This window comes from Phocaeicola sp. HCN-6420 (assembly GCF_037890145.1).
Classification (GTDB): Bacteria; Bacteroidota; Bacteroidia; order Bacteroidales; family Bacteroidaceae; genus Phocaeicola.
This window is the reverse complement of record NZ_JBBKBJ010000004.1, coordinates 44,667-66,010: the sequence shown is the minus strand read 5'-3', so window position 1 is coordinate 66,010 and position 21,344 is coordinate 44,667. Positions and strand designations below refer to the sequence as shown.

Below are 21,344 nucleotides of genomic sequence, written 5' to 3'. Positions count from 1 at the left end.
TTGCACGCAAAATATCCTAACACATGAAAAGTTTCCAGACAGAAAGACAGTTTTCATACAAGAAACTATTGTATAAATGCGCCATTTTCTTGGCAGCAGTTGCCGTAATCGTTTATTTTTTGCCGAGAGAAGGTACCTTCAACTATCAATTTGACATCAACAAACCATGGAAATATGGTTTGCTACAAGCCTCCTTCGACTTTCCTATCTATAAGGGAGATGAGGAAGTACGTCGGGAACAAGACAGTATCATGACTAACTATCATCCCTATTTTGTCTTATCAGAAAGTACAGGCGAAAAGGCAATCAGCCAGTTCAAGAATGATTACAATAAAAAACTGCGAAGATTCATTCCTGACCCAACCTATTCGCATCACATAGAACGCATACTGAAAAATATCTACGAAAAAGGTATTGTTCCTGTAGACCAGCTGGCAAATTTACGGAAAGACAGCATGCGAAGTATTCATATAATCAACAAAAACACCTCTATTCTGCAAAGTACCAGCGAAATATACACGACAAAACGTGCTTATGAAGAGCTGATTTACTCGGATACGCTGCATTATAGCAAAACATTACTGCAACGCTGTAACCTGAATGAATATCTCACGCCCAACCTGATATATGATTCAGAGAAATCGGAAACCGCAAAGAAAGATATTCTTTCGGGGGTATCCTGGGCTAAAGGCTTTGTCATGAACGGACAGAAAATCATAGACCGAGGTGAAATTATCGACCAGCGTACATTTGACATCTTGAAATCCCTTCAGAAAGAATGGGATAAAAGAGGAGAAACCATGACAGAAAAGCGCCTGACCCTGCTGGGACAAATTTTATTCGTAGCCATACTTATAGGGTGTTTCATGACATATCTTGCTCTGTTCCGTTACGATTATTATCAAAAGAAAGGCAGTCTGGGACTGCTATTCTTCCTCATTATCTTTTTCCCTGTCCTGTCGGCCATCATGGTATCTCATGCTTTCATGAGCGTATACATCGTACCATTTACCATGCTCCCGATGATTATCCGCATTTTCCTCGACTCACGTACGGCGTTCATGGCACATATAGTGTCCATCCTGTTATGTTCTATCTGTCTGCGTACGCCACATGAGTTTATTTTACTACAGACCATAGCTGGGATGGCCAGCATTTATAGTCTGCGCGAACTGTCGCAACGTTCACAATTGCTGCGCAGCGCACTCATTGTCTTCGTTGCATATTCCGTACTATACTTCGCGCTCGACTTGATTCATATAAACGATATCGCACAACTTAATACATATATGTATGTAAATTTCATCATCAATGGTATTTTGTTGCTATTCACTTATCCCTTATTGTTCATTCTGGAAAAAACTTTCGGCTTTACATCAAACGTCACGCTGGTAGAGCTTTCCAATATAAACAACAAGCTGATGCGCGAAATGTCGGAAGTTGCACCAGGAACCTTCCAGCATTCTCTTCAACTTGCCAATTTAACTGCTGCCGCAGCCAACCGTATCAATGCCAACAGTCAGCTGGTACGTACCGGAGCCATGTATCACGATATCGGAAAGATGCTGAATCCTGCGTTCTTTACAGAGAACCAGACGGGAGTCAATCCTCACGACCAACTAAACTACAAGCAGAGCGCACAGATTGTAATCAATCATGTAACAGATGGAATAAAGCTCGCCGAAAAGAATGATTTGCCGCAGGTTATTAAAGACTTTATTCGTACACATCATGGAAAAGGACTCACAAAATATTTCTATATATCATACCAGAACGAACATCCTGATGAAGATGTAGACAAGAAAGCATTCCGCTACCCGGGTCCCAATCCGTTTACCAAAGAACAGGCTATCCTGATGATGGCAGACTCTGTAGAAGCAGCGTCAAGAAGCTTGAAAGAATATACAGAAGAAAGCATTTCAGGCCTGGTAGACAAGATTATCGACACCCAAGTGCAAGAAGGTTATTTCAAGGAATGTCCGATAACGTTCAAAGACATAGCCACCGTGAAAAGCGTATTCAAGGAAAAACTGAAAACGATGTATCATACACGTATCAGTTATCCTGAATTGAAAAAATAAAGCTGCTGCATAAAAAAGACAAAGGAAAGAACAATTTTTATCATCTGTACAACAGATTCCTTCATAATTTTGAGAAAGAATCTAAACTTATACAGATATGAAAAATACTTTATCCAAAGGTAGTGCCAGAATCATTCTGGCTTATGCCATGTACGCTTGCATGGCAATACCGGCATCTTCCCAGCAGACTTTCAATCCAAAGGATTACCAATATACAGCAAAGGAATGGAAAGCGATTGTAAGGAAAAGCCCTGATGCGTTCTTCAAGACCGACGAAGCCAAACGAATAGCAGAAAATGTACTGGCTTATCAGAGAGAAACCGGCGGATGGCCCAAGAACATTCCCATTCACCGACCGCTGGGTGGAGAACTAAGCATCGTCTTAGGAGACAAGAACCGCCTCAACGACTCTACGACCGACAATGATGCAACGATTCTGGAGCTGACTTATCTTGCCAGACTGTACCAGCAGAATCCCGACAAACAATATAAGGATGCCTTTTTGAAAGGAGTAGAATTTATTCTGGCCGGACAGTATGAGAACGGAGGATGGCCGCAGTTCTGGCCCGAAAACAGAGGTTATCAGGTATACATTACTTACAACGATAATGCAATGGTGCAGACCTTGGAAATAATACGTAAGCTTCGTGATGGAATTGCACCTTTTAACGACTTGGTAGACGACAGCATGAAAGCCAGACTGGCTCAAGCTTTCGATAAGGGAATAGAATGCATACTGAATACCCAGATTAAGGTAAACGACCAGCCCACCATATGGTGTCAGCAACACGATAACATAACACTGAAACCCGCTCCCGCCCGCAGTTTCGAACTACCCTCATTCTGCACGTCGGAAAGTTGCTCCATCATTCGCCTGTTAATGGAGTTACCCAATCCCAATGAACGAGTTAAAGCTTCTATAAACGGAGCCATGACATGGCTCGATGCACACAAAATACATGGCATACGCATTGAACAATTCACGAATGCAGAAGGGAAACCAGACAAAAGGGTTGTAAAAGATCCGCAAGCATCCCCCATATGGGCACGCTTTTATGACCTGGAAAAGGCAGAACCTCTATTTTGTGACCGCGACGGCATTCCTCGCAAGAACTTATCCGAGATAGGATACGAGCGCCGAAACGGTTACAGTTGGTACAATCAAGCTCCCGAATCACTTTATAAGCCCTACGAACAATGGAAAGAAAAATACATGTAATATAACTAACTTAAAGGCAAAGAAAATGTAACTCCGGCAGGTTTATAGCGAAACCTCTCCACATTCTCAGATTTTTTGTACAAAAGATTTTAGATTTTGTACAAATTTTCAAAAAACGTCGAGAGAAATTTCCACAAACCTGCCGACGTTTTCATAAAAATGAGCCGACATTATTTTTTCACGTCGTTTTACCTGACAATCAGCGCAGTGCGTTTCTTCGCCGACTAAGGTATAAGGAAATTATTTTTTATCTTCTTCATCCAGACTTTCGAGCAAACCTTTGCAGGCATCTTCCAGAATATCGAGAACATTCTCAAAGCCTTGGGCACCGCCATAGTAAGGATCGGGGACATAGTCCGCTACCTTCGTCCTGCAGTAATCAGTCATTCTGCCGATTTTCTTTTCCGTTTCCACATCGGGAGCCTTTTCTTTCAAGGCATCAATATTGCGGTCGTCCATACCCAAAATCAGATCGAAATCATAAAAGTCATCGGTACATACCGGACGCGAACGATGCGTTATATTATACCCACGGCGAATAGCATGTGCCCGCATCCGGTCGTCGGCAAGTTCTCCCCGGTGATAACTGCTTATACCTGCCGAATCGACCTCTATCTCCTTTTCCAGTCCTGCACGTTTGATATAAGTGCGCATAATCTCCTCAGCCGATGAGGAACGGCAAATATTGCCTAAGCAGACAAACAAGATTCTTTTCATAGTCCTATCTTCAAATATTCCTTAAACTTATCTACACTGGTATTCATAATCAGGCTTTCCGGGAAATCAGTTTCAGCAACCAGCTCCAGCGCATAATCGTAAGTAGCAATATCAAATGAAATGTGAGCGTCACTTCCCAAAATGACCGGCACATCATAGCGGCGGCACAGCCTCAGTATCTCCAGATTATTGGCACGGGCATCCAACTTCCCCCGGCAAGGCTTCAACGATGAATTGTTTATTTCCAGCAACGTATGATGTTCCTTGGCCGCAAGCACTATCGGCTCAAAATTAAGCTTTGCCGTCCCGTCACCCGGATGACTGATAATATGTATGTAAGGATTGGAAATGACCTGCACCATTCCGTGAGTATTTTCTTCAGGAGTACCTTGTCTATAACAAAGTGAATGAATGCCTGCTATACGCAAATCCAGCATCTTCAGGTAAAACTCGTCCAGATCAAGATTTCCTTCTCCACTCAGGATATTGATTTCTGCCCCCAACAGCAGTTCTATGCCGTACATCTGTCGCGGAACGACATGCAGGTTACGGAAATAAATCGGGTCGCATGTACCCGGTATACTCGGAGAATGTTCTGTTATCCCCAACAATTTCAGCCCTTTATCTGCAGCAGCCTGAGCCATTTCCTGCAACGAGCTGAATGCATGACCGCTTGCTACGGTATGCGTATGAACGTCCAGTTCTATTTTCATACAAATATCTTTTACATTGGATCGACATCATAATAAACCAGCAGCGAACGGAAACGCTCATCTTCTATAATTGCCCGTTGTACTTGCTGGAGATACTCTCGCACTTTCGACATCGAAGCCTGTTGTTCTATTTTTACTATTATCTTTTTTATAAACAAAGTCTGTATACGTGATACCGGCGGACGGTCTGGTCCCAACACCCGGCTTCCCAATCCGTTTCGCAGATACCCTGCCATCAGATCGGCCGCCTGTTCGAGCACCTCCTCTTTTCTATGCTTCAAATAAACATATATCAACCGGTAGAAAGGCGGGTACTTGAACAAACTTCTCTCCTCAATCTGCATCCGATACAAGCCTCCATAATCGTTTGCCACAACTTGATGAATCAGAGGCAAGTCGGGAGATTTTGTCTGCAACACCACAAGCCCCTGCTTGTTTTTCCTTCCGGCACGTCCTGCTACCTGCGCCATCAGTTGAAACGCCCGCTCGTATGAACGAAAGTCCGGATAGTTCAGCATCGAATCAGCATTCAGGATTCCCACCACACTGACGCGGTCGAAATCGAGTCCCTTCGAAACCATCTGCGTTCCTATCAGGATGTCTGTTTTACCCTCTTCGAAATCGGCGATAATCCGCTCGTATGCTGTACGGGTACGGGTCGTATCCAAATCCATACGTGCAACACGTGCTTCCGGAAAGATTTGTTTAATATCATCTTCTATCTTCTCGGTGCCAAAACCCCGGTTCATCAATTCTACTCCTCCACAGGCAGGACAAGACTTGGGTACCTGATAAGTATAACCACAATAATGGCAAGTAAGCTGATTCAATCCTTTGTGATAGGTAAGACTGACATCGCAGTTCTTGCATTTGGGCACCCATCCGCAAGTACGACATTCTATCATGGGAGCAAATCCTCTGCGGTTCTGGAAGAGTATCACCTGCTCGTTCTGCTCGAGCGCTTCGCGTATCTTCTGAAGGAGCAACGGGGAGAACTGTGCAGTCATACGTTTTTTTCGGGCAAGCTCCTTGATGTCTACCACCTCGATATGAGGCAACTGAATATGCTGATGCCGTTCCGTAAGCTGTACCCAGCCATATTTCCCGTTTACAGCATTATAATAAGTTTCTATACTTGGAGTGGCCGTACCCAGTAGAGTCTTTGCACCAAACATAGATGCCAGCATGATGGCAGCACTGCGTGCATGATAACGTGGAGCCGGTTCTTGTTGTTTATAGGTATTTTCATGTTCCTCGTCGACTATGACCAGGCCCAGTCGGCGAAACGGCAGGAAGACCGAAGAACGTACCCCCAGTATCACATCGTAATCATGTTCGGTTAGTTGTTTACGCCATATCTCCACCCGCTCGGCATCCGGAAACTTTGAATGATAAATTCCCAGCCGGTTACCAAATACTCTGCGTAAACGTTCAGTAATCTGAGTAGTCAGGGCAATTTCCGGCAAGAGATATAACACTTGCTTGCCTGCTTGAATTGCCTGCTGTATAAGGTGAATGTAAATTTCTGTCTTACCGCTTGCCGTTACTCCATGAAGCAGACAAACATTCTTTTGATGGAAGTGTGCCAGAATCTCTTGATAGGCTTGCTGTTGTGCTGCGCTTAAAGGATTCAATTCTGCAGTTTCGACAGGTCCTTGAGGTAAGCGCCCAACCTCGGAAGTGTAGGTTTCGAAAATATGTTTTTCTACCAGTCCGTTGAAGATAGAGGTCGTTGCAGATGCGGCATCCAATAAGGTTTTACGTGAAACTTCCTTTATGGCTTTCTGTTCGCCGGTCCATCCGGAAAGTTCAATGTATTTCATTAGCAAAGCCAGTTGCTTGGGGGCACGCGACAGGACATCAAACTGACAACGTACGGCATCTTCCGTCTGCATAGCCTCTGCCAGACGTACCCGAATTTCGACCCGTGGCTTATAACTGCGCTTTAATTCTTCTTTGACCCTGATGGCCTCTTTTTCTAACAAAGACTTAATGACAGGCAACAGATTCTTTATGCCACTTGCCTTTTCCAGTTGTGTAATGCACTGCTCCGAATCATCAGACAGTAAATCGAGGACACGTTGTTCTTTTTCAGGAAGTGGTTTGTCTGCCTCAAATTCAGGATTCGGTACAACAAGCGTTTCGCTTTCCAGCTTCATCCCCGAAGGAAGAGCTGCTTTGTATACATCCCCCAGCGTGCACAGATAATAATCTGCCAGCCATTTCCAGAAATCATACTGACGTTTCAACAAGACAGGTGATGTATCAAGTACTTCTACGAGATCTTTCGTTTCATAAGTTTCGGGAGCATTCTGATGCACACAGGTAACAATTGCCGTATAATACTTTTTACTTCCGAAAGGAACTACAATCCGACAACCCGCTTTTACCTTATCCTCCAGGTCTGCCGGAACAGAATAGGTATATTGTCCGGCAACGGGTAAAGGCAATATGACATCCACATACTTTTTCATGGTGGCAAAGTTACAAAAAACAGAGCTATCCCATTGGAACGTCGGGCAAACTTTTATAGTTTTGTAAAGAAACTCTTAAACCATTATCAACATGAAAATATATAAGATAGGTATTATCGGCTGCGGCGGCATCGCAAAGAAGATGGCAGCTACACTGGGAAAAATGAAAGAGGTAGAATGTTATGCTGTAGCTTCACGCAGTCTGGAAAAAGCACGGACTTTTGCCGATGCATGGGGATTTGAAAAAGCATATGGTTCTTACGAGGAATTAGCTGATGATCCTAAGGTAGATTTGATTTATATTGCAACTCCACATGCCATGCACTATGAAAATGCGCACATGTGCATTGAAAAAGGAAAGCCTGTGCTATGCGAAAAAGCATTTACAGCCAATGCTCGCCAAGCAGAGTCACTCCTTGCGTTTGCCAAAGAGAAAAAGGTATTTATTACCGAAGCTATCTGGACCCGATACATGCCACTATCTCTAACCATACAAGAGTTGTTGAAAAAAGGTGTAATTGGTACTCCTTATACATTATCGGCCAATCTCAGCTACCCGATAAGTGACAAGGAAAGAATTATCCGTCCGGAACTGGCCGGAGGAGCTTTACTTGACATAGGAGTTTATACATTGAACTTTGCTGCAATGGCATTCGGTGATGAAATAGCCGAAATTCACTCAGCCTGCCAAAAGACAGCAACAGGTGTAGACGCACAAGAAAGTATCACGCTCTTTTATAAAGATGGAAAGATGGCTACCTTACAGGCGAGCATCTATGCACAAAGTGACAGAATGGGAGTAATTTCGGGTGATAAAGGACATCTGATTGTGGAGAATATCAATTGCCCGGAGGCTGTCCGCCTGGTTGATAAGGATTATCAGACGGTAGCTGTCTATAAAGCACCGGAACATATTACCGGATATGAATACCAAGTATATGCCTCCATTGAAGCCATAGAAAAAGGATGGCTGGAATCTCCATACATGCCTCATGCCGAAACATTACGGATAATGAAGCAAATGGACGGTTTGAGAAAAGAATGGGGAGTGATTTATCCTTGTGATTAATCTGCTGCATAGCAAAAATAAAAAGGAGATGCCTGACAGACATCTCCTTTCTCGTATTGATTTATTAATAAACACCTCTCTATCATCAGAACATATATGCCAGTGAAATCTGCCAAGTGTTACGTTTCATCTCGATACTCATCGTATCATCAATCGACTTAGCCATCTTACTTAGTCCAAAGTTATAGTTTACTCCTGCCTGCAGATGTCCCAATAATTTAAGACCAACTCCAACGTTGAACGAAGTATTGCAGGACTTCATATCAAAACTCTCGGTAAAATGTCCGCTTCCTACATTAAAGCCAAACTGAGGCCCTGCTGCAACATAGGCTCCTAATGTGCTTCCCAGCCCAAGTGTCCATTTTAAGTTTACAGGAACTTCAATTGTTTTAAGTGTCTGATCGACTTCTTCTCCTCCACTTACAGCCTTAGCACCTGACTGATTATATAAGGCAGCAACGTCTACGCCTAATCCTACAACTGGAATGGTAAACTCAGCCATCGGACCAATAAAGAATCCTGTACGATTATCACTTTTTACAATATCTTTCGAGAAAGTCAATTTCGAAATGTTTAGTCCCCCTTTCAGTCCAAACTGTAATTGGGCTTGTGCAGGCACTGCCATAAACAAACAGGCCAAAATCATTAAGGTTGATAAAATCTTCTTCATAAATACACAATATTAAATGTTTACAAAAACAAAAATAAGGAATAAATAATAAGAATGCAAACATCCGTATGAAAAGATAGAAATGACAATCTGTCTATTTTCAGGTCGTATTGACATAGCTCAATGTTTATCAAAGTTTAAATTACTCTGGCGTTCGTTCAACGAAAGTTAACGACATCGACCATTATGTCAGTTGAAACAATTGGCACAGACTTTGCAAGTATATGGGTGAATCGCGAAAGCGAAAGGAGAAGCGGTTCAAGATAACAAGATTGAAAATAAAAAACTAAAATATAGGAGATTACAACTATGATGCCGACTAGAAGAAATTATAATCAGAATTGGTTACCAAGTATTTTTAATGATTTCTTTGATAACGATTGGATGGAAAGAGCTAATGCTACTGCCCCTGCAATCAATGTAATCGAAAACGAAAACAATTACAAGATAGAAGTTGCAGCTCCGGGCATGACAAAAGACGATTTCAATATTCATCTTACCGAAGATAATCAGTTGGTTATTTCGATGGAGAAGAAAAACGAGGTAAAAGATGAGAAAAAGAAATATTTGCGTCGTGAATTTTCTTACTCTAAATTCGAACAATGCATGATTTTACCTGAAGATGTTGATAAGGAAAAAATCAGCGCATCAGTCGATAACGGTGTCCTTAACATAGAGTTGCCTAAGATGACACAAGAAGAAAAGAAACAGGCCAACAAAGTGATTGAAATTAAATAAACAATTCTAACTGCAAAATCCCCGCTCCGGTCCATTCCGGGGTGGGGATTTTTTTTATTTATAGCCATGAACAAGCCCATTATTATCATGAATTTTACAGGAGTATACGATTATGAACCTTTCTCCCGTAATAGAAAATTTACATGGATAGACTGTACGCACTTGCAAGGTGTAGAATGTTACTGTGATAAAGAGGGAGCACTCGCTCTTAAAAAAGCTATAGAGAACTATCCGGCAGAAGGGATTCACTTTATCGACTCCGGTAATTATCATTACCTGACAAAGTTCTGGACGGATAAAATACAACAACCTTTCTCATTAATTGTATTCGATCATCATCCGGACATGCAACCTCCTTTGTTCGAAGAAATGATTTCGTGCGGAAGCTGGGTAGAGGATATTATTAAAACCAATTCTTATTTAAAAAAGGTGGTTATCATCGGAGCTTCTGAACAGTTAATAAACAGTGTTGCTCCCCAATATCAGACACGAGTTGAATTCTATAGCGAACAAAGTCTTCAACAGGAATCGACGTGGAAAAGATTCTCCGCCGAAGTAATCAATACTCCGGTATACATTTCAGTAGACAAAGACGTACTCAACCCTCAGGCGGCTATTACAAACTGGGATCAGGGGTCTTTTACACTGAATGAACTGGAACATTTGCTTTCTATTATTCTGAAACATGAACAGACAATAGGCATAGATATCTGCGGCGAATGTCCTGCCACGCTCAATATCTTTGAAGAAGAAAAAGAAGCGCAGCTGGACAGTACAGCCAACAAAGAGTTGCTCAAACTTTTTCTAAGTTTTCAATCTCACACTTTTCAATAAACATTTAGAAAGTAAGCCGTATGGAAAAGCCCATATTGCGCAAGCTGGGTAAACGGAAGTAATCAATTCCCCGCATATCATTTTCCATGCTTGCAGAACTCATCGGATCGAAAGGAGCTTTATTGTATAACATAACCAAATTTCGCCCGACAAAAGATAGTTTTATATTTTGCATCCAGTTTACCCAACGGTACATCGGAATTGTATAACCCAATGACAATTCTGCCAAACGAATATTGGTCATATCGTACATGTAAAGTTCACCAATACCCGACAACCCCGAAGTTGCTGAATAGTATTGAGGTGCAGAGATTTTCTTTCCTTCTATCCAAACTCCTCCCTTGTCACGTGCATCTGCTGTAGACTTTGAAACGCCGTACTGGTCAAGCATAGATTGTGTCATTGATAACCCTTCACCTCCGAAACTTCCCTGCAGTACGAATCCTAGTTCCAATCCTTTCCAGTTAAAATCATTCGTCCACCCTATTATATAGTCAGGAGAAGAATTTCCTGCGTATGCATATTCACTACTACGTTTCGGCAAACCAGTTTGAGTATTAAATATCACATTGCCTGCTGCATCTTTCTGAAAGGTACTGACATAAATATCACCGATTGAACCTCCGGGCACCAGCCTTTCTTCTGCAAGCTGACCATATGAAGCAAGCTTTAAATAGTCAATATCAACAAGGTCGCCTGTTACAGGATTTACGATTTCAACAAAATCCTTAATTTCATTTTTATTTAAAGTATAAGTAAGGTTGGAATTCCATAAAACAGAACCTAAGGACTGATTCAGACCTAATGATATTTCCAACCCTTTATTCTGTATCTTTGTTTTTCCTAAATAAGTTTCCACTGGTATCTCGTTATCCGTAGAAGTCGTATACATGGTAAAGGATAGATTCAACTTATTATTAAACAGTCCCAGATCAACCCCTGCTTCATACGACTTTGTCTTGTCACTGAAGAAACTCCCTTGCACCAATGCCGTCATATCTCTGTTATCGTTAGGCAAACAATACTGATGGGAATTACCACTCTCTGCATAAGCCAGACGCAACTTCAAGAAGGACAATACATCCGAATGCGAAATGATGGAAGTAGGAATAAATGAGAGTCCTGCCGATGGATAAAAGACATCATCGTAACTTTCTCTTGTCCCTTCCTTCCATAAATACTGCCATTCTTTGCGTCCTCCCATATTTATATAAAGGAAATCTTTGTAACCTATTTGCAAAGACGCAAACAACACATCACTACGGTCGTGTAAATCGGCATCCCAATCTCTTCTTTTCGTACCATCCAAATTGTCAAGAGAAAATATATTTGGTTGTACCAAACTGCCCCCATGCAAACTGTATTCGTATTTTCGATCGCGGAATGCCATTCCCAGCAAAGCATCAAAAGAAAAGTCACCTGCCGTTTTTTGAAGATGAAAAGCAAAATCAGCATAAACCTGACTTAAATCAGCATTTATCTTTCCATATTCACCCAAAGAAGAATAGCCGTACTGAGTCAGTAAATAACTAGTCGAAGCGTATAATTCTTGAGTTTGTACCTGTTTGTCTTTATCATAGTTGACATGTGCTGTAACATCCAACCAGTCAGTTAATGCATACCGGAATCCCAGTCCTGCTCGTATGCGATCTTTAGTATTCACAAACAAATTACGTTTTTCCGTCCAATACGGATTCTGCCAGTTAGCATAAGGCCAATACTGAACTACATAGCCTTTATCCGGATCATACCGCTCGAAACAACTATATTCATCTTTCTCACGTAAGATTTCCGGCAGCAGATAAACCGGTACAATTGGATTGAAGTAATCACCTTGTGCCAGCATATTACGTTCTTTAGTACGGATATACATCAAGCTGGCATCAATATTCAGCTTTCCATCCAGCAAGTTTGTCGTATTACGGAACGTCAGATTATAATGATTACTACTATTGTTATCAAGCAATCCGACTGCATTTTGAGTCATCGCAGAAAAATAACTTTGATTTACTTCCGTACCACCCGATACCGTTACAGCATTGTTTATGGTATGCCCCGTACGATAAAAGTCGGAAGGATTCCAATCGAATGAAGTTCTCGTGTCCGATTTCCAACTTTCATAGACATGTTGAAACTCCGGCATTACAAAAGGTTTGGCAAAAGTTGTTGTATTCGATACCGTAATTGAAGGTTTACGTGCTTTCTGTCCTTTTTTTGTCGTGATTAGAATTACTCCGTTGGCAGCATCACTACCATAAAGAACAGACGCCTCCGTCCCCGACAAGACAGACAGACTTTCTATATCTTCCGCATTAAATGAAGTAATGGCATCTGCCGACAACCCATACCCTTTATAAATAGAATAAAATTCTTCAGCAGAAAGCTGGGGAAACGGAATTCCATCAATCACAAAAAGCACATTATTATTACCTCGTAAACTTCTTGCTCCTCTCATTTCAATCTTCACTCCTCCCCCGGTTCCAACAGAACTTGGTTGAATAGTTGCCCCTGCTATTCGACCGACTAACGAATTAAGGAAGTTTGCATCTTTTACCTTTGTAAACGTTGCCCCATCCAACTCTTGCAATAGTCCTGACCTTACCGAGATTTTTGTATCCGATGTGACTTTTATCGTATCGGCTATTTCTACTCCTTCAGCCCATGCATTGGCTACAGAAGCAATCAGAAGCCCCCCTAAAAGCCCTATAAAACTGTATTTCTTCATAATAATATTAGGTAACCTTTAATATTATCAAAGATACAAAAACTTTTATGCCAAATAGAATTAACGCTAAAAAAGATTTATTCAAACCAGATAGGTCTTCTATTTTATATTGGTTAAGAAAAAAATATTAAATTTGCATATTTATAATGTAAGGTAGTCCATTTTTTCGTTTACCTGATAAGGAAAAAATATGATAGAAGAAAGAGCATTATTATTATTGGTAAAAGCTGGTTCTGAAAAAGCCTATTACACCCTTTACAAAATGTGGGTTTCAAGATTATACAGATTCGTATATCAATATTTAAAATCAGAAGATGCTACTGATGATATAGTGCAGGAAACATTTTGCCGTATATGGACTAATCGTGAAAAATTAGACCCCGATTCATCTTTTAAAGCATATCTATTTACTATTGCCTATCATTTTCTCATAAAAGAATTGCGCCGACAATTAAATAACGCCTCAATGGAGGAATATGTAGAGTACAATGAAAATGCCAGAATCTCTGAAGAAGATGCCGAAAAAGATATTGATTTTGACCAATTCTGCAAAGCACTACAAAGAGCAAAAGCTAATCTTTCTCCACGTCAACGTGAAATCTTTGAATTGAACAAAGAATATAATCTCTCTGTTGCTGAAATAGCAGAACATCTATCTATAAAAGAACAAGTTGTACGTAATCAACTATCAATAGCACTAAAAATAATCAGAACTGAACTCCAACAATATTCGTTTATACTCTTACTCTTTTTGTATAAATTTTAATATTATGTTTTCTAACATATAATTTTATATGTTATATTTTCCTTGTCTGCGGATATTACACATAAACAAGGAAATATTATATGGACACAAATATAGAAAACGAGATAAAAAACTTACTAAATAGATTTCGATCCGAAGCCATTCCATCGGAAGATTTTAAGAAACTGAAATCGGGGATAAATCAATTATCCGATTCTGATTTAAAAAATTCATTCGAGGAAGAATGGGAAATATTCGATGATTACAAGCCATTACCACAAGACAAAATACAAGCCTTATACCAAAAGCTGGACAAGAAAGCACATATTTCACCTATAATAAAGGTAAAAAAATACTGGCTACAAATTGCAGCCTCTATACTTTTAATAATGGCATGCGGACTTACTACTTTATATTATATACAAAATAAAGATATGAAAGAACTTGCCGAGCAAAATATTGTAATAAACTCGGGAGAATATGGTAATTCACTGGTTACATTACCCGATGGAAGTTTAGTACATCTGAATGCGAAATCATCCCTTACATACAGACAAGATTTTGGTCATAAAGACCGTAAGGTCAGCTTGTCGGGAGAAGGATATTTTGAAGTTAAAAAGAATACAGAAAAACATTTTATAGTAGCTACTGATGTAATGGATATAACTGTTACTGGTACCAAATTTAATGTCTACGCATACGAAAATAAAGATTTTGTAGAAATGGCACTTGTTGAAGGAAGTGTTAATGTTACGACAAAAGGCTCTACACATAATACATTAAGTGTTAAACCTAATCAAAAAGTAACATACAATAAACTAACAGGACAACTTAGCCTTGAGGAAACTTCAAACAAGGTAGAAACAGCCTGGCTAACCAAAGAACTCTCTTTCCGTCATGAAAAGATGAAAGACGTTTTCCGATGCCTGGAACGTAAATTTGGAGTTGTATTTGAGATAAGCAATCAGAATATATTGCAAGATGCATATACAGGGACATTCAATGATGAGAACATAGAAAGTATACTAAGAATATTGAAAATGCATTACGGATTTGAATATTCCATTAACGAAGAAATTATAACTATAGAATAAAGTACAATATTAACCTTAAAAACAATGAAGAACAAATGAAAACATGAAAGAATCCCCGGACAATCGGCACATCATCCGGGGAAATGGCTCAGTCCAGAAGTAACACTATGTTGGCGCATAGTTAAACCGAACTTAAAACCTAAATTTATTACGTACTTATGAAAATCAAACAACAATTCATTGATTTGCACAAAGATAGTAAAAAGCACAGTAAAATCTGCCTTTTATGTGCATCTTTGTGTATGTTTACATTTACTGGTGGTTATGCACAGACTGGTAAAGTCAGCCTTGACCTGAATAATGCATCGGTAAAAGAATTATTTAGTGCTATCGAAAAACAAACTTCCTATCGTTTTTCATATCGTGACGTGGAAGTAAATGGAAAAACAGGTATCTCCGTTTCAGTAAAAAATGAAGAGCTGAAAAGTGTATTAACAAACGAACTTAAAAAACAAAATCTATCTTATAAAGTTTCAGGTAATAAAATCATTATTACTCCTATAAAAAAGAAATCCGACAAAAAGCAACAAAGCAATATCTCAGGTAAGGTTGTCGATGCTAATGGTGAACCTATTATTGGTGCAACAATCAAAGAAGAAGGTACCAGTAATGGTGCTATCACCGACCTTGATGGTAACTATTCTCTTACCGTATCAAGTTCAGATGCCGTATTGCAGTTTTCTTATGTAGGTTATAAATCCGTAGAATTTCTCGCAGACAAAGGTGTCATCAATGTCACAATGAGAGAAGATACAGAACGTTTGGACGAGGTTGTTGTAACAGCGTTAGGTATCAAACGTGCGGAAAAAGCACTGTCATATAATGTCCAGCAAGTAAAGTCTGAAGAACTTGTAAGAGTTAAAGATGCAAACTTCGTCAATTCACTGAACGGTAAGATAGCTGGTGTCAGCATCAATAAGAGTGCCAGTGGCGTCGGTGGTGCAACCCGTGTCGTAATGCGTGGTGCAAAATCCATCGAAGGTGACAACAACGCACTCTATGTAGTAGACGGTATTCCTTTGTTCAATACCAATATGGGAAATACTGATAGTGGTATTATGGGAGAAGGTAAAGCCGGTACTGAAGGTATTGCCGATTTCAATCCTGAAGATATTGAAAGCATCTCCGTCCTGAGTGGTCCGTCGGCTGCTGCATTGTACGGTAGTAGCGCAGCAAATGGTGTTATTCTTATCACTACTAAAAAAGGTAAGGAAGGGAAACTGCAACTTTCATTCTCTTCTTCTACAGAATTCAGCAAAGCATACATGACTCCTGAATTTCAAAACACTTATGGAAACAAAAAGGATATGTATGAAAGTTGGGGAGAAAAATTAGCGACTCCATCTGATTATGATCCTAAAAAAGACTTTTTTAATACAGGAACCAACTTTATCAATTCTGTAACATTGACTACTGGTACGAAACAGAATCAAACATTTGCTTCTATTTCATCTACCAACTCTGACGGTATTGTGCCCAATAACTCATATAACCGTTTGAACTTTACCATCCGCAATACGTCTACATTTCTGAATGATAAATTACAACTTGATTTAGGAGCATCGTATGTGAAACAAGATGATAAGAATATGGTTTCACAAGGTCAATACTGGAACCCAGTTATGGCAGCATACCTGTTTCCGCGGGGAGAAAACTTTGAAGAAATCAAGACATTCGAACGTTTCGATGACAGCCGCAAAATACCTGTTCAGTACTGGCCAATTGCAGAATCAACTTACGCTTCTCAAAACCCATATTGGACAGCGTTCCGTAATGTTTCAACCAACAATAAGAGCCGTTACATGTTCAATGTAGGATTAACTTATAAAATAACCGACTGGATCAATGTTGCTGCTCGTTACAGAATGGATGATACTTACGTAAAATTCGAACGTAAAATCTATGCATCTTCCGATCAGGTTTTTGCTGAAGGAACCAAAGGACATTATGAATATAGCAACTATAATGATCGTCAGGAGTATGCAGACTTCATGGTAAATATCAACAAACAGATCAAAGACTTCAACATTTCTGCCAACCTTGGATGGAGTTATTCCAACTACTGGGCAATAGAAAGAGGTTATAAAGGAACGTTATTGAAAGTACCTAACAAATTCGCAGTTTCCAATATTGATCCATCTAATGGCCGTACATCAGAAAAAGGTGGTGACAGCCGCATTCGTAATCATGCAGTATTCGGCAATGTTGAATTAGGATGGAAAAGTATGCTTTACTTAACTTTAACGGGACGTAATGACTGGAACTCACGTCTGGTAAATACCAATGAAGAATCATTCTTCTATCCGTCAATTGGTTTGTCTGGCATCATTTCTGAAATGGTACAATTACCTGAATTTATTTCTTATCTGAAAGTACGCGGTTCTTATACTGAAGTTGGTGCTCCGGTTTCACGTTCAGGATTAACTCCTGGCACTGTTACAACCCCAATCGTTGGAGGTATCCCATCACCGACATATATCTATCCGTTTACAGACTTTAAAGCAGAACGTACCAAATCATACGAAGTAGGAGTCAGCTTACGCTTGTGGAACAAATTCAGCGCTGAAGTTACTTATTATAAATCGAATACCTACAACCAGACTTTCTTGGGAGATTTGCCCGAATTTACAGGTTACCAAAAGATTTATCTGCAAGCTGGTAACGTAGAAAACAGAGGTTGGGAAGCATCTTTCGGTTATAATGATAAGTTCAAAAACGGTCTGGCCGTTTCTTCTACCTTTACATTCTCTAAGAATATAAATGAAATTAAAGAAATGGTAAAAGACTATCATACAGATTTGATGGAAACTCCTATCAATATCCCGGAAGTATTAAAAGACAACGGTCGTGTTATCTTGAAAGAAGGTGGAAGCATTCATGATATCTATGCAAATACATTCTTCAAAAAAGATAGTCAGGGATATGTAGAAGTTAAAAGCGACGGTACATTTGGACTGGAAAGAGGTGAACCTGTATATCTTGGAAAGACTTCTCCTGACTTTAATATGGGATGGAACAATGCCTTGTCATACAAAGGATTCGGATTTAGTTTCTTAATCAACGGACGATTTGGTGGAGTCGTTACTTCATCTACAGAAGCTATTCTTGACCGCTTTGGCGTATCTAAACGTTCAGCAGAAGCTCGTGACGCAGGAGGTGCATTATTGCCAGGACAAGGTAGAGTAGATGCTAAAACTTATTATCAGATGATTGGTACTGGAAACTATGAAACTTCCGGATACTATTTGTATAGTGCAACCAACATTCGTTTACAGGAAATGACATTCAGCTATACCATGCCGAATAAATGGTTTGCAAATGTATTGAAAGACGTAACCGTTTCTTTCATCGCTAATAACCCATGGATGTTATATTGCAAAGCTCCATTTGACCCAGAATTGACGCCATCAACCAGTACTTACGGACAAGGTAATGATTACTTCATGCAACCAAGTGTACGCAGCTTTGGTTTTGGCATTAAATTTAAACTATAAAAACAATTCTTCTAATTATGAAAAAGATAAACCAATATAAATTTATAGCAGGTGTATTTGCCGTATCACTGCTGGCATCATGCAATTACGAGGAAATTAACACCAATCCGTTCGAACTGACTGATGAAGAAGGTATCATGGACGGAGTTGCTGTAGGTGGTCTGATTACGACTATCGAACGTACAGTCTTTCCAGTTGGTACACAAGCCGACGATACAGATATAATCAACCAATATCAAACAGATTATCATTTGTCAGCAGACTGCTGGAGCGGCTTCTTCGGACAGAACAACACATGGGGAGGTGGAAACAGCAATGTAACTTATTATTTGAACGACAGTTGGATTTCTGGTACTTATAAACGTGCATATACCAATGCACTCGATCCGTGGAAAAAGCTGAAGGCGGCAGCCGAAAAAAATAATACTCCGGAAGTTTTTGCCTTAGCACAAATCTTAAAGATTTCAGCATGGCACAAAGCACTGGAATGTTTTGGTCCAATGCCTTACTCACATGCAGCCGATGCAACAATGAATATTCCATTCGATTCTGAAAAGGATATCTATACAGCCATTTTCAAAGATTTGACAGATGCCATCGCAATTCTGACAGAAAAAGCCGAAAATGGTGTAGAAGTAATGAAAGAATACGACGTTGTATATGCAGGAAACTCTACCAAATGGGTGAAATATGCCAATTCTCTATTACTCCGTTTGGCAATGCGTGTCCGCTATGCTGACGCAGCATTGTCAAAACAATACGTTTCACAGGCATTAAGTCATTCCATTGGTGTCATGACTGCCAAAGACGATGAAGCACAAATGAGTACAGGAGCTGGATATACTTTCCGAAACAATATTTACTGGCTCTCCGAACAGTACGATGAATCACGTATGGGTTCATCTATGTTCTCTTACTTAATGGGATACGAAGACCCACGATTAAGTGCCTATTTCTTACCTGTAGACTCAAAGAGCACAAAAGGACAAGAAGCCTTCGATGGTAAATTATATCAAGCAGTTCCCGCAGGTCACTTATATGGAAAGAATGATGAATATAAGATGTTCTCTAAACCTAATATACAAGCTTCCACTCCTACTTACTGGATGCGTGCTTCTGAGGTCTACTTCTTGCGAGCTGAAGCAGCTTTAGTGTGGGGAGGTGAATTTGGAAATGCCGAAGATTTATATAAACAAGGCATTGAGATGTCTTTCCAGGAAAATGGCGTAAGCTCATCAGTAGATACCTATATGAACTCTGGCAAAACTCCGATAAAACATGAAGTTACGGGAAATTACTCTTGCAGTTTTGCAGCTCCTTGTACAACAACTGCAAAATTTGAAGGAAGCACTGAGCAGAAACTGGAAAAAATCATGATTCAGAAATGGATTGCTCTCTTCCCTAACGGACAAGAAGCTTGGACAGAATGGAGAAGAACCGGATATCCCAAACTGAACCCTGTCATGGCAAACAGAGGAAGCAGCCAAGGAGTAACAACCGAAGGAGGTATACGTCGTATGGTATATCCAATCAGCTTCTATCAAACAGCAGATGGACAGGTTATTTACAACGATGCTGTGAAGATGCTGAGCAATGGACAAGATTTACCTAGCACTCATTTATGGTGGGATTGCAAATAAAAACCGAAACTATAGTTAATACAATAAGACATGAAAACACTTAAAAAATTATTATACATCATACCTCTATTAGGAGCGATGATGACTTCTTGTACCGATGTTGAAAATATAGAAGTAGAACACATCGGCGGATACAACACATTAGGTGATAGTGAATATTACGCTAATCTGCGGGCCTATAAAGAAACCGCCAAAAACTACGGTCGTCCGGTCGCTTTCGGCTGGTTCTCAAACTGGGCTCCGTCAGGCGTCATGAGAAAAGGTTACTTATCTTCCGTCCCCGACAGTATGGATATCATTTCCATGTGGAGTGGCGCTCCGGGAAGATATGAGATTACCGAAGCTCAGAAACGAGACAAGGAGTTCGTACAGAAAGTTAAAGGAATCAAACTGCTGGAAGTAAGTTTGCTGTCATATTTAGGAAAAGGGAGAACTCCCGATTACATCTATGATGATATTGAAAAACAAGCTGAAGAAGAAGAATGGTCCGAATCAGAACTCAATGCAGCCAAGAAATATGCACGCTGGGACTTTTGGGGATTCAAGTCGCACAACTTCAGCAATACAGATGAACTGAACCAAGCTATAGCAAACTACGCCAAAGCACTTTGCGACTCGTTGTTCGTAAGCGACTGGGATGGTTTTGATATTGACTGGGAACCAGGAAGTGGTTTTAATGATTCAGACGGTACTCTGAATAACACAACTATTCTGGTGTTGGTAAAAGAAATGGGAAAATACATCGGTCCCAAAAGTGATCCGGAAGGTAAAGGTCACAAACTACTCTGTATCGATGGTCTTCTCAACTATTTTCCAGAAGAAATGGAAGAATATGTAGATTACTGGATTACTCAATCATACGGTAGTTCCTCACCACATTATTACAGTCCCGGCAACATTCCGGAAAAACTGATTATAACTGAAAACTTTGAATCCTATGCAACCTCTGGTGGCGCATTATTACGACAAGCAGCCTGGATGCCGGCAGAAGGATACAAGGGTGGAGTCGGTGCCTACCGTTTCGACAATGACTATGACAATACCCCTGATTATAAATGGATGCGTCAGGCAATCCAAATCAACCAACAGGTATTCAATGAATGGAAAGCCAATCAGGGAAAAGAATAATAT

The 21,344-nt window shown here is 40.2% G+C and carries 15 protein-coding genes; 10 read left to right on the top strand and 5 right to left on the bottom strand.

The window, feature by feature from the left end; genetic code table 11:
• The first annotated feature begins 23 nt into the window (after positions 1-23).
• Positions 24-2,081 carry an HD family phosphohydrolase gene (locus WKT12_RS03945; protein WP_340318850.1) on the top strand — a complete coding sequence of 686 codons (2,058 nt, stop codon included), beginning with the start codon at positions 24-26 and terminating at the stop codon, positions 2,079-2,081.
• 97 nt (positions 2,082-2,178) lie between these two features.
• Positions 2,179-3,300, top strand: a complete 1,122-nt coding sequence (gene pelA / locus WKT12_RS03940; RefSeq protein ID WP_340318849.1) for a pectate lyase — start codon at positions 2,179-2,181, stop codon at positions 3,298-3,300.
• A 240-nt stretch (positions 3,301-3,540) separates the two neighbouring features.
• Here the strand turns inward: pelA and WKT12_RS03935 are convergent, their stop codons facing one another.
• The 3 genes from WKT12_RS03935 to priA are packed head-to-tail and all read right to left on the bottom strand — an operon-like array spanning position 3,541 to position 7,204.
• Positions 3,541-4,017, bottom strand: coding sequence for a low molecular weight protein-tyrosine-phosphatase (locus WKT12_RS03935; protein WP_021969912.1), 477 nt, complete (start codon positions 4,015-4,017; stop codon positions 3,541-3,543).
• A complete protein-coding gene (locus tag WKT12_RS03930) occupies positions 4,014-4,730 on the bottom strand; it encodes a phosphatase (RefSeq protein ID WP_021969913.1) in 717 nt (238 codons plus the stop codon). Before WKT12_RS03930 ends, WKT12_RS03935 begins: the two co-directional genes overlap by 4 nt.
• Positions 4,731-4,741: 11 nt before the next feature.
• Positions 4,742-7,204 (bottom strand): replication restart helicase PriA, encoded by a 2,463-nt coding sequence (gene priA, locus WKT12_RS03925; protein ID WP_340318848.1) that lies wholly within the window; start codon positions 7,202-7,204, stop codon positions 4,742-4,744.
• A 91-nt stretch (positions 7,205-7,295) separates the two neighbouring features.
• Here priA and WKT12_RS03920 point away from each other — a divergent pair, with 91 nt between their 5' ends.
• Positions 7,296-8,273, top strand: coding sequence for a Gfo/Idh/MocA family protein (locus tag WKT12_RS03920; protein WP_340318847.1), 978 nt, complete (start codon positions 7,296-7,298; stop codon positions 8,271-8,273).
• 85 nt (positions 8,274-8,358) lie between these two features.
• On the opposite strand, the gene WKT12_RS03915 is transcribed toward WKT12_RS03920, so the two are convergent.
• Positions 8,359-8,943 carry a porin family protein gene (locus WKT12_RS03915; protein ID WP_340318846.1) on the bottom strand — a complete coding sequence of 195 codons (585 nt, stop codon included), beginning with the start codon at positions 8,941-8,943 and terminating at the stop codon, positions 8,359-8,361.
• A 309-nt stretch (positions 8,944-9,252) separates the two neighbouring features.
• Here WKT12_RS03915 and WKT12_RS03910 point away from each other — a divergent pair, with 309 nt between their 5' ends.
• Together WKT12_RS03910 and WKT12_RS03905 are read left to right on the top strand one after the other, a co-directional pair.
• Positions 9,253-9,681, top strand: coding sequence for an Hsp20/alpha crystallin family protein (locus WKT12_RS03910; protein WP_021969917.1), 429 nt, complete (start codon positions 9,253-9,255; stop codon positions 9,679-9,681).
• Between the two features lie 66 nt (positions 9,682-9,747).
• Positions 9,748-10,515, top strand: coding sequence for an arginase family protein (locus WKT12_RS03905; RefSeq protein WP_340318845.1), 768 nt, complete (start codon positions 9,748-9,750; stop codon positions 10,513-10,515).
• A 4-nt stretch (positions 10,516-10,519) separates the two neighbouring features.
• Here the strand turns inward: WKT12_RS03905 and WKT12_RS03900 are convergent, their stop codons facing one another.
• Entirely contained in the window at positions 10,520-13,240 is a 2,721-nt protein-coding gene (locus tag WKT12_RS03900; protein WP_340318844.1) for a TonB-dependent receptor plug domain-containing protein, read from the bottom strand.
• Between the two features lie 190 nt (positions 13,241-13,430).
• Between WKT12_RS03900 and WKT12_RS03895 the strand changes: the two genes are divergently transcribed.
• The 5 genes from WKT12_RS03895 (at position 13,431) to WKT12_RS03875 (ending at position 21,341) form a co-directional block, all read left to right on the top strand.
• Positions 13,431-14,006, top strand: coding sequence for an RNA polymerase sigma factor (locus WKT12_RS03895; RefSeq protein ID WP_340318843.1), 576 nt, complete (start codon positions 13,431-13,433; stop codon positions 14,004-14,006).
• Between the two features lie 80 nt (positions 14,007-14,086).
• On the top strand, positions 14,087-15,079 hold the full coding sequence (locus WKT12_RS03890) for a FecR family protein (protein ID WP_340318842.1): 993 nt from the start codon (positions 14,087-14,089) through the stop codon (positions 15,077-15,079).
• Between the two features lie 158 nt (positions 15,080-15,237).
• On the top strand, positions 15,238-18,573 hold the full coding sequence (locus WKT12_RS03885; RefSeq protein WP_445323116.1) for a TonB-dependent receptor: 3,336 nt from the start codon (positions 15,238-15,240) through the stop codon (positions 18,571-18,573).
• 17 nt (positions 18,574-18,590) lie between these two features.
• A complete protein-coding gene (locus tag WKT12_RS03880) occupies positions 18,591-20,213 on the top strand; it encodes a RagB/SusD family nutrient uptake outer membrane protein (protein WP_340318840.1) in 1,623 nt (540 codons plus the stop codon).
• Between the two features lie 30 nt (positions 20,214-20,243).
• The gene (locus WKT12_RS03875) at positions 20,244-21,341 is read left to right on the top strand and encodes an endo-beta-N-acetylglucosaminidase family protein (protein WP_340318839.1); all 1,098 of its coding nucleotides are present in this window, start codon (positions 20,244-20,246) and stop codon (positions 21,339-21,341) included.
• Positions 21,342-21,344: the final 3 nt, after the last annotated feature.

Bases quoted from the DNA above. Each gene is read 5' to 3' on its own strand.
- priA (WP_340318848.1), bottom strand. From the start codon at position 7,204: ATGAAAAAGTATGTGGATGTCATATTGCCTTTACCCGTTGCCGGACAA.
- WKT12_RS03930 (WP_021969913.1), bottom strand. From the start codon at position 4,730: ATGAAAATAGAACTGGACGTTCATACGCATACCGTAGCAAGCGGTCAT.
- WKT12_RS03910 (WP_021969917.1), top strand. From the start codon at position 9,253: ATGATGCCGACTAGAAGAAATTATAATCAGAATTGGTTACCAAGTATT.
- WKT12_RS03875 (WP_340318839.1), top strand. From the start codon at position 20,244: ATGAAAACACTTAAAAAATTATTATACATCATACCTCTATTAGGAGCG.
- WKT12_RS03945 (WP_340318850.1), top strand. From the start codon at position 24: ATGAAAAGTTTCCAGACAGAAAGACAGTTTTCATACAAGAAACTATTG.
- pelA (WP_340318849.1), top strand. From the start codon at position 2,179: ATGAAAAATACTTTATCCAAAGGTAGTGCCAGAATCATTCTGGCTTAT.
- WKT12_RS03895 (WP_340318843.1), top strand. From the start codon at position 13,431: ATGATAGAAGAAAGAGCATTATTATTATTGGTAAAAGCTGGTTCTGAA.
- WKT12_RS03900 (WP_340318844.1), bottom strand. From the start codon at position 13,240: ATGAAGAAATACAGTTTTATAGGGCTTTTAGGGGGGCTTCTGATTGCT.
- WKT12_RS03885 (WP_445323116.1), top strand. From the start codon at position 15,238: ATGAAAATCAAACAACAATTCATTGATTTGCACAAAGATAGTAAAAAG.
- WKT12_RS03880 (WP_340318840.1), top strand. From the start codon at position 18,591: ATGAAAAAGATAAACCAATATAAATTTATAGCAGGTGTATTTGCCGTA.
- WKT12_RS03890 (WP_340318842.1), top strand. From the start codon at position 14,087: ATGGACACAAATATAGAAAACGAGATAAAAAACTTACTAAATAGATTT.
- WKT12_RS03920 (WP_340318847.1), top strand. From the start codon at position 7,296: ATGAAAATATATAAGATAGGTATTATCGGCTGCGGCGGCATCGCAAAG.
- WKT12_RS03935 (WP_021969912.1), bottom strand. From the start codon at position 4,017: ATGAAAAGAATCTTGTTTGTCTGCTTAGGCAATATTTGCCGTTCCTCA.
- WKT12_RS03915 (WP_340318846.1), bottom strand. From the start codon at position 8,943: ATGAAGAAGATTTTATCAACCTTAATGATTTTGGCCTGTTTGTTTATG.
- WKT12_RS03905 (WP_340318845.1), top strand. From the start codon at position 9,748: ATGAACAAGCCCATTATTATCATGAATTTTACAGGAGTATACGATTAT.